Genomic DNA, 14349 nt, shown 5'->3' with positions numbered 1-14349 from the left:
ATGGCCGGAGTGCCCCGTGGTGTTCTGCGAACAGGTGCAGACAACCTCATGAGGAGAGACATGCCCGAGAACGGCACGGCCGGCGGTAAGGTTCCGGTCGACTTCTGGTTCGACCCGCTCTGTCCCTGGGCGTGGATGACCTCCCGCTGGATGCTGGAGGTGGAGAAGGTCCGCGACGTCGAGGTCCGCTGGCACGTGATGAGCCTGGCGGTACTCAACGAGAACAGGCTGGACGAGCTGCCCGAGCAATACTCGGAGATGATGCGCGAGACGGCCTGGGAGGCCGTCCGTATCGTGGTCGCCGCGCAGCAGAAGCACGGGGACGAGGTCGTCGGCCCGCTCTACAACGCGCTCGGCACCCGCATCCACAACAAGGGCGAGGGCCTCACCCGCGAGGCGTACGCGGGCGCCCTGGCGGACGTCGGCCTGCCGGCCGACCTGCTGGACTACGCCGACTCCGACGCGTACGACAAGGAACTGCGCGCCTCCCACCAGGAGGGCATCGACAAGGTGGGCCAGGACGTCGGTACCCCGGTCATCGCCGTCCCCGGCGCGGACGGCAAGCAGGTCGCCTTCTTCGGTCCCGTCGTCACCCCCGCCCCGAAGGGCGAGGACGCGGCGAAGCTCTGGGACGGCACGCTGCTGGTGGCGTCCATCCCCGGCTTCTACGAGCTCAAGAGGACCCGGACCCAGGGCCCCGTCTTCGACTGACCTCATGCCGCGCCGTGGGCCGGACCGGTGCGCCCGGTCCGGCCCACGGCATGTGGGTCACGTGTCGCGGGCGTCCCCGGGTATTGCCGACGGGATGAACCGTCGTTCATGATCTGGCCATGCCAGCTGCCGGTCCGGACCGTCCCGCGGCCCCGCCCCTGCCGCGCACCGTGCGGATCGGATACGGGCTCGGCTCCCTGTGCACGGGCACCTTCGCGACCGTGCCCGGCCTGATCCTGCTCTATTACCTCACCAACGTCCTCGCCGTGCCCGCCGCCGTCGCGGGCGCCGCCGTCTTCCTGCCCAAGGCCTGGGACGTCCTCGTCAACCCGCTGGTCGGCGCGCTCTCCGACCGCAGCCGGCTGCGCGGCGGGCCCCGGAGGCCGTTCCTGCTGATCGGCGCCTGCACCCTGCCACCGCTCTTCGCGCTGATCTTCGCAGCGCCGCCGCTGCGCGGTGCCGCGGCCGCCGGCTACGTCAGCGTCCTGTTCCTCCTCGCCGCCACCGCGTACGCCGTCTTCCAGGTGCCGTACGTGACCATGCCCGCGGAGATGACCGAGGACCCGCACGAACGCGGCCGCGTCCTCGGCTGGCGGGTGGGATTCCTCGGCGTCGCGATCCTGCTGTCCGGCGCGCTCGCCCCCGCGATCGCCCACGCGGACGGCGACACACCGCAGAGTTACCGGGCGATGGGCGTCGTCGTCGCACTGCTCCTGGCCGCCGGAATGTTCGGGGCATGGGGTGCCACCCGCCGGGCCCCGGCCGTCGCGCGCAGCGAGGCCGAACCCTCCCTCCGCGCCCAGCTCGCCGCGGCCCGGTCCAGCAGGCCGTTCCTCCACCTGGCCGGGATGTGGACGCTCCAGGCCCTCGCCGTCGGTGTGATGCTCGCCGGTGTCCAGTACTTCGCGACGTACACCCTCGGCTCGGCGACCGCCGTCACCCCGCTGTTCGTCTGCCTGATCGGCCCGCTGGTCCTCTTCATGCCGCTGTGGAACAGGCTGGCCAGGCGCAAGGGCGTGACGTACGCCCAGTGGTGCGCGTCGCTGCTCTACACCGCCGGCGCCGTGCTCCTCGGTCTCACCGGAGCTGTCGGACCGGCCGTCGGGTACGCGGCGGTGGCCGTCGTCGGCATCGCCTACGCCGGGCTGCAGCTGCTGCCCCTCACGATGCTCGCCGAGACCCTGGCCGCCGACGCCGTCGCCACCGGCAGGCGCAGGGCCGCCACCTTCACCGGGCTGTGGACGGCTGCCGAGACCCTGGCCTTCGCTCTGGGCGCGGGCGTGTTCGCCCTCGTCCTGGCCGTGACCGGCTTCCGTTCGTCCGACGCCGCGCACCAGGTGGAGCAGCCGGACGCGGCGCTCACCGGGATAACCACGGGGATGAGCGTGCTGCCCGCCGTACTCGCCGCCGCGAGCCTCCTGCTGCTGAGCCGCTACCGCGTGACCCCTGCCGTGCCCCACCCTCTCCAGGAAGAGCCAGCCCGTGCCGAGTGAACCCGCCCTGCCCGACGGCCGCCCCGCCTCCGAGGTGCTCGCCGAACTGCGCGCCCTGCGCGAGGCGGACGCACCCACGCGCGGGGGCCGAACCTTCGCCTACGTCTACGACGCCGGACTGGAGGGTCTGGACGAGCTGGCCGCCGAGGCGTACACCGCCTTCGCGACGGTCAACGCGCTCGACCCCACGGTCTTCCCGAGCGTCGCGCGGCTGGAGAACGACCTGGTGGCGGCCGTCGCCGCCCTGCTCGGCGCCCCGGGCGCCCAGGGGACGTTCACCAGCGGCGGCACGGAGAGCATCCTGCTCGCGGTCAAGGCCGCCCGCGACCACGCCCGCTCCGAGCGAGGGATCACCGAGCCCCGCATGGTGCTGCCGTCCACCGCCCACGCGGCTTTCCACAAGGCCGCCGCCTACCTGGGTGTCGAACCCGTCGTCGTACCGGTCGACCCCGTCACCTTCCGCGCAGACGCCGACGCCATGGCCGCCGCACTCGACGACCGCACCGTGCTGGTGGTCGCCTCGGCACCCTCGTACGCGCACGGAGTGATCGACCCCGTCGCCGAGATAGCGGCGGCGGCCGCCGGACGCGGGGTGCTCTGCCATGTGGACGCCTGCATCGGAGGCTGGATCCTGCCGTACCTGCGGCGCTCGGGCCGCGAGGTGGAACCCTTCGACCTGTCCGTGCCGGGCGTCACCTCCCTCTCCGTGGACCTGCACAAGTACGGCTACGCGGACAAGGGCGCCTCCGTGGTCCTCTACCGCGACGCCGGGCTCCGCCGCCACCAGTACTTCGCGCACGCGGGCTGGCCCGGCTACCCCGTCGTCAACCCGACGGTGCAGGGCACCAAGTCCGGCGGTCTGCTGGCCCAGGCGTGGGCGGTCCTCCAGCACGTCGGAGAGGAGGGCTACACCGCGCTGGCCGACCGGGTCGGGGAGTCGTCGGACCGGCTGCTCGCCGGGCTGCGCTCCATCGACGGCGTACACGTCCTGGGCGCTCCCGCGGCCGGACTCGTCGCGTTCACCGTCGCGGGGGAGGAGAGCGGGGCCCCGGACCTCAGCCTGCTGCTCCACCTGGCCGACGAGATGCGCGAGCTGGGCTGGTACCTCCAGCCGCAGCTCTCCTTCGACGGGCTGCCGCCCAACCTCCACCTCACCCTGACGCCCGCCACCGTCGGCCAGGTCGGCCCGCTCCTCGACGACCTGACCGCCGCGCTGGCGAAGGCCCGCACCCTGGACCCGGTGGCGGTGGACCCCGGTCTCGCCTCGTTCGCGGCCGGACTGGACCCGCGGACACTCGGACCGGACGAGATCGCCGCCGTCCTCGCCTTCGCCGGCCTCGGCGGCAGCGGTGGACTGCCGGGCCGGATGGCGCCCGTACTGGTCCTGCTGGACGCACTGCCCCGGGCGCTCAAGGAGCGGCTGCTCGCCGAGTTCATCGGTTCCGTCTTCCGGATCTGACGCTGCCGGTGCACGGCATGGGAGAGCCCCCGCGAGTCATGTCCTCGCGGGGGCTCTCCTTTCATCCGCCTGCCAGGTGAAGGTTGAGAAGACGATCACGAGGCAGGACGCATCGGGTGCGTCAGGGGGCCGGCAGCAGTACGTCCGCGCGCTCCTTGGCGGCGGCGTAGCGCCTGGCCACGTCCTGCCAGTTGACGACGCGCCACATCGCCTCGATGAAGTCCACCTTCTGGTTCTTGTACTGCAGGTAGAAGGCGTGCTCCCAGGCGTCGAAGACCAGGACCGGGACCGAGCCCTGGCCCACGTTGCCCTGGTGGTCGTAGACCTGCTCGACGATCAGCCTGCCGCTGAGGGGCTCGTAGGCGAGGACGCCCCAGCCGGAGCCCTGCGTGGTCGCCGCGGCCTTGGTCAGCTGGGACTTGAAGCCGGCGTACGAACCGAAGGACTCCGTGATCGCGTCCGCCAGGTCGCCGACACCGTCCGCCGCGAGGGGCTCGCCGCCGCCGTCGCCGGCCATGTTGCGCCAGTAGATCGAGTGCAGGATGTGGCCCGAGAGGTGGAAGGCGAGGTTCTTCTGCAGGCCGTTGATCGCGCCCCAGGCCTCCTTGTCGCGGGCCTCCTCCAACTGCTCGAGGGTGTCGTTGGCGCCCTTGACGTACGCGGCGTGGTGCTTGTCGTGGTGGAGCTCGATGATCTGCGGGTTGATGACCGGTTCGAGCGCCGCGTAGTCGTACGGGAGTTCCGGAAGCGTGTACGTGGCCATGGGTTCGAACCCTCCAGCTGCTACCTGTTAGTTATTGCAAGCTCTTCGTAATTGCAGGCTAGCAGGAGGAAGGGCTGGAAGTGATCAGCCCTTGGTCCTGGGCCGGGGACAGCCTCGTGGGGACGGCGCGGGCGGCGGGGGAGACGCTGACCTACGTACGCGCGGGGCGGCGCTCCGCGCGCCGTCGCGCCGGGGCCCTGCCGCCAGGGCGAGGGTCACCACGGCGGAAGCGGCGGCCATCACCGTCACCGCCGTCGCGGGCGAGGTCCACTGGGCGACGGTGCCCGCGAGAGTCGCCGCGACGCCCTGCAGCGCGAGCATCCCGGACGCGTGCAGACCGAGGGCCTGGCCGGCGGCCGCGTCCGGGGTCAGGGCCATCAGCCGTTCCTGGAACAGCAGGCTCGCGGAGAAGCCCGTCGATGCCAGGGCGGCGAGAGCGAGCGCCCACGGCAGCCCCGGCCGCAGCGCGAACAGCAGATAGGGCGCGGCGAGGAGCAGGAGCATCGGGATGCCGAGCCGCCCCCGCCACCGCGCCGGGAGGAAGCGTCCCGTGACCGTGTCCCCGATCAGCATGCCGAACGCGGCGCAGGCGAACAGCAGCCCCGCGCGGTCCGGCATGTAGGGGACGAACAGGGACTCGCAGCCGACGACGAGGCCGTTGGGCAGCCAGAGCAGGAGGTAGACGCGTCTGCGGGGCGCCGAGGACCACAGGAACGCGTTCGTCCGCCATGTCTCGCGGACCGACGGCCTCCCCGCGACCCTTGCCGGCCGTCGGGCGAGGCCGAACCGGGCCGCGGCGGCGCCGGCGGCGTACAGCGCCGCGGCGACGAGCAGCGTGCCGCGCGGGGAGAGGACGGCCACCAGGACGCCGCCCGCCGCGTAACCGCATACCTGCGTGGTGCCGGAGCACATGTTGAGCACCGAACGCCCCAGCAGGAACGCGTCCTTGGGGAGGATCTCGTCGAGCAGCCCGTACCGCACCCCGCCGATCACCGCGGCGACGACCCCCTCGCCCAGGACCACGGCGAATACCAGTGCGAGAGGCAGCCCGGGCAGGGCCAGGACGGCCGTACCGACCCCGAAGGCGAGCGCGGCACAGCTCAGTGCGGCGCGCGGCGGGAGCCGGTCGGCCGCCGACATCAGCAGGGTCGCGCCGGCCAACTGGGCCAGCGAGGAGCCGAACATGGAGAGGGCCGAGAGCAACGGGGACCCCGTTGCGGAGAACACGAGTACGCCCAGGGCCAGTTGGCCTGTGGTCGAGGCCGCGCCCTGCAGTGCGCCGGTCGTGAAGAGGGCGCCGAACTGCGGCACGCGGAAGACTTCCCGGTAGGTGAGCATGCCGGGGAGTCTCGGGTTGCGTCCCGCGCGGCCGTTAATGTTTCGCGGGGAGGCGAAACTTGGGGTGGTGGCAGCTCAACGCGGACACGCTGGCCGCAGGCAGATTCGTCGTGTCCGAACTGGCCGAGGTCACCGCGACGCTCCAGTTCCTGCAGCGCGGGACGGCGGCGAACCCCGCCGAGCGCTCATGGCTGGACACGCACGGACCCGCCTACCGCGAGCGCATCGCCCGCGATCCGGTAGCCGGGCAGCTCGTCAGGATCGGCCTCGGGGGCCACTGGAACGCGGACTTCCTCACCCCCACGCCCGTCGCCCGCACCACGTTCGCACAGGAACTGGACCGGGTGCGGGCGACGTCTCCGGAAGGCGCCCGCGCCGATCTGGAGGTCGCGCGAGGGGGGCCGTTGCCTGCCGCCCTGCGTGACGCCGACCTGCCGCGGTGCGCCGCCGACCTGCTGGAATGGGTGTGGGTACACCTCGTGCGCCCGGACTGGCCGCGTCGCAGCCGGATCGTCGAGGCGGACATCGTGGCGCGCGCCGGTCAGGTGAGCCGGGGCGGCTGGGCCGAGGTGCTCCAGACGCTGAACCCCGGCATGCGCTGGCTGGGCGGCAGCAGACTGCAGGTCAACCCGCGCGACTACCCGCCACGTGAACTCGCCGACGTGACCCTGGTGTTCATCCCGGTCACGCCCCGCAAGGGCTGGGTCTCCTGGGACGCGGCGGCGCAACGGTACGCGATCGTGTACGCCTGCTCGGGGGTGCTCTCCGACGCCGGCCGGCCCGTCGTGCCCGACAGCCTCGGCCATCTGCTCGGACCCGCGCGGGCCGGTGTCCTCGTGCTCCTCGACCGGCCGAGGAGCACCACGGAACTGGTGGCACTGACCGGGCAGGGGCTCGGATCGGTGGGCAGACACCTGAGAGTGCTGCTGAACGCCGGCCTCGTCGGGCGCCGCAGGTCCGGCCGCTCCGTCCTCTACTTCCGCACGGAGGCCGGCGCGGTACTCCTGCGGGCTCAGAGCCTGAGCTGCGGGTCCTTCTCGGATCATTTATGGGGAACCTACAGTCTCACGGCTGAGTACCCCTTCCCGGGCCGAGACCCGGGGGCTCCCGCACCTCCGTGACCAGCATCACGTCGAGGGGAGATTGCACAACACCGTTTGTGCGAACCCGACTAAGCCCTCAACCACCGCTTTGTGGGCGGCTGATGGTGATCGAGCGATATTCAGTCGGCTAACGTCACCATCAGTCCTGCCCTGCCGATCTCACCCGCGGAGTCCTGATGAGCACTGCTGCCGCCCCCGTCCGCTCCGGAGCGGTCCTCGCCGACCTGCTGCCCGCGGCCCGGAACCGTTACGCCGTGGACACGGCACTGGTCTTCGGCGGCGCCGCGCTCACCGGCATCGCCGCCCAGATCGCCGTGCCCGTCCCGGGTTCCCCGGTCCCCGTCACCGGCCAGACCTTCGCCGCGCTGCTCATCGGCACCGCCCTCGGTGCCCGCCGCGGCTTCCTCTCGCTCGCCCTGTACACGCTCGTCGGCATGGCCGGCATGCCGTGGTTCTCCGAGGGCAGCTCCGGGGCCGGCGGCGCGTCCTTCGGCTACGTCCTCGGCATGCTCCTCGCCGCCACGGTCGTCGGCGGCCTCGCCCGCCGCGGCGGCGACCGCTCGGTCCTGCGCACCGCGGGCACCATGGCGGTCGGCTCCCTGATCATCTACGCGGTCGGCGTGCCCTACCTGGCGCTCTCCACCGGCATGTCGTTCGGTGCCGCCGTCGCCGCGGGCCTGGTGCCCTTCCTGATCGGCGACGCCCTCAAGGCCGCGCTGGCCATGGGCGCCCTCCCCGCGTCGTGGAAGCTCATCGGGCGTCGCGGCTGACGCCGTACGCACCACCGAAGAGGCTCGCCGGGTCGTGACGCGACACCAGACCGGCGAGCCTCTCGCGTCCCGGGGCCGTGGAAGCGCGATGCGGTCGCCGTCGCGGGAAGGCTCGCCGTCCGTACGCCGGCCGCTCATCCGGTTCCTTGACCTGACTGCTGCCGGAGTGGCATGGCGCACAGGTCCAGGTCCGGAAGTGACTCCAGGAACGGCCCGGTGGGTCCCGACCCCGCTGACGATTACCCCGCCCGGTCCGTGTCACACTTCGCACCATGCGCGTGTACCTCGGCTCCGACCATGCCGGCTTCGAACTGAAGAACCACCTCGTCGAGTGGCTCACGGCCCACGGCCACGAGGCCGTCGACTGCGGTCCCCACATCTACGACGCCCAGGACGACTATCCGCCGTTCTGCCTCCGTGCCGCCGAGCGGACGGTCGCCGACGAGGGCAGCCTCGGCATCGTCATCGGCGGCTCCGGCAACGGCGAGCAGATCGCCGCGAACAAGGTCAAGGGCGTGCGTGCCGCGCTCGCCTGGAACGAGCAGACCGCCGCGCTCGGCCGTGAGCACAACGACGCCAACGTCGTGGCCATCGGCAGCCGCATGCACACGGCCGAGGAGTCCACGAAGTTCGTCGAGATCTTCCTGGCCACCCCGTACTCGGGTGAGGAGCGCCACACCCGCCGCATCGACATGCTCTCGGCGTACGAGAACACCGGCGAGCTCCCCCCGGTCCCGGCCCACCACCCGCAGCAGGGCTGACCGGCCCGCATCCGCTTCCCGTGTGCCGTCGGGCCCCCGCCCGGCGGCACACACGCGTTCCCAGGAGACCAGCCGTGCCCGAGGGGCATACGATCCACCGCCTCGCGGCCGACCACCAGGAGCGGTTCGCCGGCGGGCCGGTGCGCGTCAGCAGCCCCCAGGGCACGTTCGCGTCGAGCGCCGCGCTGCTGGACGACCGCACGTTCACCGGCGTCGACGCCCACGGCAAGCACCTCTTCCTGGGCTTCGAGGGATCGGTGTGGGTCCACATCCACCTGGGCCTGTTCGGCAAGCTCGGCTTCGGTGCGGCCCCGGCCCCGCCGCCCGCCGGCACCGTCCGGCTGCGTCTGCTCAACGACGCCCACCACGCGGACCTGCGCGGCCCCACCACCTGCGCCCTGATCACCGGACCGGAGAAGCGCGCGATACACGACCGGCTGGGCCCGGACCCGCTGCGCACCGACGAGGACGGCGAGCGGGCCTGGCAGCGCGTCTCTCGCAGCCGCGTCACGGTGGCCGCCCTGCTGATGGACCAGAAGGTCGTCGCGGGTGTCGGCAACGTCTACCGGGCCGAGGTCCTCTTCCGGCACGGCATCGACCCCTACCTCCCGGGCAGGGACCTGACGCGCGGTCAGTGGGACGCGCTCTGGGCGGATCTCCGCGTCCTGATGCGCGAAGGCGTGCGGAACAACCGCATCGACACCGTCCGGCCCGAGCACCTGCCCGAGGCGATGGGCCGGCCGCCGCGGGTCGACGACCACGGCGGAGAGGTCTACGTCTACCGGCGGGCCCGGCAGGCATGCCACATCTGCGGTACCGGCATCCGCACGGCCGAACTCGCCGCCCGTAATCTCTTCTGGTGCCCGTCCTGCCAGCCGGCCACGGGCGGACGGTAGTTCCGCCCGGTTCGCCCCGGGACGCTCAGAAACCGTGCGGGCACCAGGGCTGCGTGTCCGAGGAGAAGGCGAGGGCCGCCGAGGCCAGTGCGCCCGCCCGCAGTTCCCGGACGAGTCCGGCGCGCGCCAGCGCCGTCAGTGACACCCCGCCCAGATACGCGGCCCCCAACTCAGTAACCGAGAGGGCGAGTTCGGGTTCCTCCTGGGTGCGGCGGCAGGTGGCGGCGCCCTCCGCGTCCGCCGTGAGCCGCCAACGCCCGGCGTTCCAGGGGCAGAAGGGGTCCTCCACCTCCAGCACCACGTCCACCGGCGTGCGGTAGCTCCGCGCCTCCAGTGCCGCGTCCAGCTCGACCAGCCGGACGTACAACCCGTCCCGCAGCCGCACCTCGCACCGGCGTACGTCCGAGACCAGCCGGAGCACCGCGTCGTCCGCGGGCCGGTTGCGGCACTCGACCACCGACGTCAGGTCGATCCCGAGCAGGAAACGCCACAGCGCCGCGTACGAGGCGGGATCCAGCGCCATCAGGTCGCGCACCGCCACCGTGCCCTTCGGCCCGGAATCATCCCAGGCCGGACGGATGTGGTAGGTGACGTATCCCGTCACCTCGCCGTCGCGCTCCGCGAGTACGCATTGCAGGGGCGAGCCGCCTCGCCGGTCACTTTCCGGGTCGTTGACCGGCAGCCGCTCCCAGCCCGGCTGCCGCACGGGGGTGCCGGGCCGGGACGCCGCCAGCCGCGCGTACACGGCCTCGCAGGCGTCGAGTCCTGCCGCGGGGGAGGTCCGGCGCAGCCGCACCCCGTCCGTGCCCGCGGGTGCGGAGAGCAGGACCCGGGAACTGTCGATCCGCAGACTCGTCTCCGTCGTGGCGGCGCCGTAGCCGAACCGCCCGTAGATGCCCGGCTCCGAGGCCGTGAGAACCGCGAGCGGCTCGCCCCAGGAGCGGACGTCGTCGAGCTGACGCCGCATCAATGCCGTGAGCAGTCCATGCCTGCGGTGCGTCGAGGCGACGCTGACCATCGTGACTCCCGCGGCCGGCACCGCCCTGCCGCCCGGCACGGTCACCCGGAAGCTGTACGCCCCGGCCGTTCCCACGCAGTCCGGGCCGTCCCAGTGGCCGAGCGCCCGGTCCGGCTCCGCGAGCTCGGCGTACATCTCGCGGCCCTTCACGGAGATGGGGACGCCGCCGAACGCGACTTCGAGACAGTCGAGCCAGGCATCCCAGTCCGAGTCGGACAGCACACGCAATTCTGTGGTCATGGCCCTTGCCTACCAGGGCCGCAAGTTCCTGGCGACCCACTTTCGAACGCATTGTCACGGGGGTACCCCTGCACCGGAGGCCTCCGGGTGGATAAGGTCCCGGCAATGGCCCGTCGCAGAGGAGCAGACACGTACACCGCCCGGTGGCGAAGATCCATGCACCGGGCGCGCATCACGCTGCGCAGGTCCGGAGTCGACTACTTCCGTGGTGACGGGAGCGACTGGATAGCCCTGGCCGGCCTCCTGGTCATCGTTCCGGTGATCGCGGTCTGCACCCTGCTCAACCCGGTCTGGTGCTCGCCGACGGCTCTGGCGCTGCCGATCGTCGCGGGCGGCCTGCTGCTGCGCCCGGCCAGCCTGCTGACCCTCTACGCCACTGCCGCCGCGGCCCTGATCGTGGAGTCCATAGGCCTCGGCCCCTACGCGGAGGGGCCCGCCCGGGTCACGCCGGGCACGGTCCTGGTCGTCGCGGCCTGCGGTTTCTTCGGCCTGGTCCTGGCGCAGTTCAGGGCCAGGGTGGGGGTGCCGTGGCGGCGTGGCGGCACGATGCTCTTCGACCTGCGCGAGCGGATCAGGGTCCAGAGCGCCCTGCCTGGACTGCCCCAGGGCTGGCACCGTGAGATGGCACTCCGCCCGGCGGGCGGGCAGTCCTTCTCCGGCGACTTCGTCGTCGCCGCCCGCACGAACGGCGGGCGCACCCTGGAGGTCGTACTCACCGACGTCTCCGGCAAGGGCATGGACGCCGGTTCGCGCGCCCTTCTGCTGTCCGGGGCGTTCGGCGGGCTCCTGGGCTCCCTGCCGCCGCACGGCTTCCTCCCCGCGGCCAACGGCTACCTCCTGCGTCAGGACTGGGACGAGGGCTTCGCCACATCCATCCACCTCGTCCTGGACCTGGAGTCCGGCGACTACGAGATCCTCTCGGCCGGCCATCCCCCCGCGCTCCAGTTGCACGCGGGGAGCGGCCGGTGGGAGGAGAAGGCGGCCGAGGGGCCCCTGCTCGGGGTCTACGACGGGGCCCAGTTCGATGCGGCGAAGGGTTCGCTGGCCCCCGGTGACGTCCTGATGCTGTTCACGGACGGACTGGTGGAGGCCTCCGACCGGGAACTCTCCGAGGGCATCGACCGGCTGACCGGCGAGGCCGACCGCTACGTGGCTACGGGCTTCGAGGGCGCGGCCTGGCATCTGATCGAGGCCTGCGCGAAGGACGTCAACGACGATCGCGCGCTGCTGCTGCTGTCCCGCCGTGCCTGAAACGTACGCAACCGGTTGAAACGGTACAGGCGTCAATGGGGCGCCTGATCCGCCACCCGAACGTGAGGCTGTCCCGGGAACGCGCACCCCGAGCCCGCGCACCTCGGCTCTCCGGAGCCGGTGGAGGACGTCGGGGCCCGGCGTACAGTCGGCCCATGCCGACCGCGTATCTGACCCTGTCCGAGGTGGAGTCCGTCGCCCGCGAGGCCCACCGCCTTCAGACCGACAAGGCGGGAAGGCCGTACGTCGAGCACCTGGCCGCGGTCGCGGAGGGCGTGCGGATCCGGGGCGGCAGTGAGGAGCAGATCGCGGCCGCCTGGCTGCACGACGCGCTGGAGGACGGGGCACTCTCCCGGCAGTGGCTGGACGACGCCGCGCTGCCCCGGGAGGTCAAGGAAATGGTCCTCGCCGTCACCAAGCGGGACGACGAGGACCTCTACGCGTACACCGGGCGGATTCTCGCCACGCCCGGAGCGCTGATGATCAAGGAGTCGGATCTCGCCCACAACGCGGATCCGGGCCGGCTCGCAGTCCTGGAGCCGGCGACCCGTACCCGGCTGGCCGAGAAGTATGCGCAGGTACGTGGGCTGCTGGGGCTCGGGACAGGCGGAAGGCCCGGCGAACGGTGGGAACAAGCCAACCCCGAAGCGGGCTGACGCACGGACCGGATCGGCCCCGTCCTGACGGGGTCGATCCGGACAGTTCAGCGTTTGGCGGGGCTCCGGCGGAACGCCCAGTTCATGTCCGGCTCGGTGGCGAAGCGCAGCGCGCGACGGACCGGCGGGGTGCACAGCAGGGTGACCGCGACGGCCGCGACGAGGGAGACGACGGTCAGTCCGGCAGGGCTCTTGAGCCACTCGTAGCGGTCGAACAGCCCGTAGTAGCCGGCGCCCTTCACCAGGAAGCCGTGCAGCAGGTAGCCGCAGATCGTCCCGGCGCCCAGCACGGTGAACCACATGTGCCGGCGCGGGACCCAGGCCAGGAAGCCGATGGTGAGGAGCAACGCGCACCCGAACATGGCGAGGGTCATCACGGCCCCCGACCACCACGGGGCGTCCAGTTCCTGCGCGGCGCTGCTGCGGTAGAACCAGCCCAGCTGCATGCGCGGCGCCGCCCAGTAGGCGAAGAGCAGGGCTCCGGCGAACAGCGGGAGGGCCATCAGCCGCACCTCACGCCGCCGCACCAGCTGGAAGTGCTCGGGCTTCATCAGCAGACCGAGCACGAAGAACGGCAGGAGCTGGCAGACGCGTTGCAGGTCCAGGTCGTCACCGATGCCCGGAGTCACCGAGGCGAGCATCGCGATGACGAGCGCGACGGGCAGCGGGTGGCGCAGGGACTGCCACATCGGGGTGGTGACCCGCCAGATGAACAGCGCGATCAGGAACCAGGTGAGGAACAGCGGGTCGAGCAGGGTGATCGGGGTGTCGTCCACGCCGCCGGCGAAGCGCTTGAAGAGCGAGTACGCCGTCTCGAAGAGCACGTACGGCACGAGGACCCCGGTGACCAGGCGCTTCACCTTGGGAGCGCTCATGTCGAACGAGCGTGAGAAGTAGCCGGAGACGAGGATGAACGCGGGCATGTGGAAGGTGTAGACGACCATGTACAGCGCCCGAGTGGTACGGCTGCCGTCCATCACCGGTTCCCACGCGTGGGCCACGGCGACGAGCACGATGGCGAGGTACTTCACGTTGTCGAAGTACGCGTCGCGCCGTTTGGCCGGTACGGGCGTGGCAGTGCGTGCGGGAGAGATTCCGGGGGCGGGGGAGGGGGTCCCCGCGGCCGTCAGCGTCCGCGGGTATCTGGGCTCCGGCTCCCGGCTCTCCGGAGTGATCGGGGACCGTTGGATTTCGCTCGGAGCTTTGGACATCTCATGCACCTTAGACCCGTTGATCGGTATGCGTAAAACTCTCAAGAGAATTGGCGTGTTCCCGGGCGCCCGAAAACGAAACCAACGAATCTTGCCCGATCTGTACTGATTCATCCGTCTTAAATGGCGCATATCGGCGCGCGGTTGGCGAGAGTGAATTACGTCGCGCGAACGCCTGCCAAATCACTGTGGATGAAGTGTGGGGATATGGAAACGATCACTCCGATCGATATTCGAACCGCCTTGCGCACAGCAGATGCACAGATTGCCGACCACGCGCCGCGCAGCCCTTGCGGGGTGCGGTCCGCGCCGGAGCGCACCCGGGCGCGCGCGGGCGCGAGGATGGCGCGATCCGGTCAGTCCACTCCGTCACCCAGCAGCAGTCACAGGGGAGTTGGTGGCACGATGGGCGCGACGGAGGTGTGCCGGGCCGCATGCCACCGGGCCGGCAAGGCGGACCGACCAAGGGTGTGATCAGTCGTGGCCATTTCACTGTCTGTGGTGCTTCTGCTGGGAGTCGTCCTGGTGGTGTTCATCCGCGGAGGGTCCATCAAGGGCGGGCCGGCGGTCGTCGCCGTTCTGTTCGGCTTCTTCCTCGCCTCGACGGGCATGGCGCCGTCGATCAACAGATTCATGAACTCGATAGCCGACACGATCAACCAGATCAGTTTTTGACGGC

General features: G+C 71.4%; 14 protein-coding genes. 10 read left to right on the top strand and 4 right to left on the bottom strand.

The window, feature by feature from the left end:
- Positions 1 to 60: 60 nt before the first annotated feature.
- From ACFU5K_RS02075 to ACFU5K_RS02065, 3 genes are all read left to right on the top strand, one after another.
- A complete protein-coding gene (locus ACFU5K_RS02075; RefSeq protein WP_384055483.1) occupies positions 61 to 711 on the top strand; it encodes a DsbA family protein in 651 nt (216 codons plus the stop codon).
- Between the two features lie 119 nt (positions 712 to 830).
- On the top strand, positions 831 to 2204 hold the full coding sequence (locus ACFU5K_RS02070) for an MFS transporter (RefSeq protein WP_384055480.1): 1374 nt from the start codon (positions 831 to 833) through the stop codon (positions 2202 to 2204).
- Positions 2194 to 3663 (top strand): pyridoxal phosphate-dependent decarboxylase family protein, encoded by a 1470-nt coding sequence (locus ACFU5K_RS02065; RefSeq protein WP_384055477.1) that lies wholly within the window; start codon positions 2194 to 2196, stop codon positions 3661 to 3663. The genes ACFU5K_RS02070 and ACFU5K_RS02065 overlap by 11 nt, the downstream gene beginning before the upstream one ends.
- Positions 3664 to 3784: 121 nt before the next feature.
- On the opposite strand, the gene ACFU5K_RS02060 is transcribed toward ACFU5K_RS02065, so the two are convergent.
- Positions 3785 to 4426: a superoxide dismutase gene (locus tag ACFU5K_RS02060; protein WP_384055474.1), complete on the bottom strand. Its 642-nt coding sequence runs from the start codon at positions 4424 to 4426 to the stop codon at positions 3785 to 3787.
- A gap of 84 nt (positions 4427 to 4510) precedes the next feature.
- A complete protein-coding gene (locus ACFU5K_RS02055) occupies positions 4511 to 5764 on the bottom strand; it encodes an MFS transporter (protein WP_384055471.1) in 1254 nt (417 codons plus the stop codon).
- Between the two features lie 59 nt (positions 5765 to 5823).
- Between ACFU5K_RS02055 and ACFU5K_RS02050 the strand changes: the two genes are divergently transcribed.
- From ACFU5K_RS02050 to ACFU5K_RS02035, 4 genes are all read left to right on the top strand, one after another.
- The gene (locus tag ACFU5K_RS02050) at positions 5824 to 6885 is read left to right on the top strand and encodes an ArsR/SmtB family transcription factor (protein WP_384055468.1); all 1062 of its coding nucleotides are present in this window, start codon (positions 5824 to 5826) and stop codon (positions 6883 to 6885) included.
- 158 nt (positions 6886 to 7043) lie between these two features.
- The gene (locus tag ACFU5K_RS02045) at positions 7044 to 7637 is read left to right on the top strand and encodes a biotin transporter BioY (RefSeq protein WP_384055465.1); all 594 of its coding nucleotides are present in this window, start codon (positions 7044 to 7046) and stop codon (positions 7635 to 7637) included.
- A gap of 272 nt (positions 7638 to 7909) precedes the next feature.
- Positions 7910 to 8398: a ribose-5-phosphate isomerase gene (locus tag ACFU5K_RS02040; RefSeq protein WP_384055462.1), complete on the top strand. Its 489-nt coding sequence runs from the start codon at positions 7910 to 7912 to the stop codon at positions 8396 to 8398.
- Between the two features lie 74 nt (positions 8399 to 8472).
- Positions 8473 to 9294, top strand: a complete 822-nt coding sequence (locus ACFU5K_RS02035) for an Fpg/Nei family DNA glycosylase (RefSeq protein ID WP_384055459.1) — start codon at positions 8473 to 8475, stop codon at positions 9292 to 9294.
- Between the two features lie 25 nt (positions 9295 to 9319).
- On the opposite strand, the gene ACFU5K_RS02030 is transcribed toward ACFU5K_RS02035, so the two are convergent.
- Positions 9320 to 10552, bottom strand: a complete 1233-nt coding sequence (locus ACFU5K_RS02030) for a GNAT family N-acetyltransferase (protein WP_384055456.1) — start codon at positions 10550 to 10552, stop codon at positions 9320 to 9322.
- A gap of 105 nt (positions 10553 to 10657) precedes the next feature.
- Between ACFU5K_RS02030 and ACFU5K_RS02025 the strand changes: the two genes are divergently transcribed.
- Complete coding sequence (locus ACFU5K_RS02025; RefSeq protein WP_384055453.1) at positions 10658 to 11803, top strand: PP2C family protein-serine/threonine phosphatase; 1146 nt, start codon at positions 10658 to 10660, stop codon at positions 11801 to 11803.
- A 155-nt stretch (positions 11804 to 11958) separates the two neighbouring features.
- On the top strand, positions 11959 to 12459 hold the full coding sequence (locus ACFU5K_RS02020; protein WP_384055450.1) for an HD domain-containing protein: 501 nt from the start codon (positions 11959 to 11961) through the stop codon (positions 12457 to 12459).
- A gap of 47 nt (positions 12460 to 12506) precedes the next feature.
- Here the strand turns inward: ACFU5K_RS02020 and ACFU5K_RS02015 are convergent, their stop codons facing one another.
- Positions 12507 to 13670, bottom strand: a complete 1164-nt coding sequence (locus tag ACFU5K_RS02015) for an acyltransferase family protein (RefSeq protein WP_384055448.1) — start codon at positions 13668 to 13670, stop codon at positions 12507 to 12509.
- A gap of 480 nt (positions 13671 to 14150) precedes the next feature.
- Here ACFU5K_RS02015 and ACFU5K_RS02010 point away from each other — a divergent pair, with 480 nt between their 5' ends.
- A complete protein-coding gene (locus tag ACFU5K_RS02010; protein ID WP_384055446.1) occupies positions 14151 to 14345 on the top strand; it encodes a hypothetical protein in 195 nt (64 codons plus the stop codon).
- Positions 14346 to 14349 lie beyond the last annotated feature (4 nt).

The organism is Streptomyces sp. NPDC057428 (assembly GCF_042803195.1).
Taxonomy (GTDB): domain Bacteria; phylum Actinomycetota; class Actinomycetes; order Streptomycetales; family Streptomycetaceae; genus Streptomyces.
This window is presented reverse-complemented; position numbering and strand designations above follow the sequence as displayed.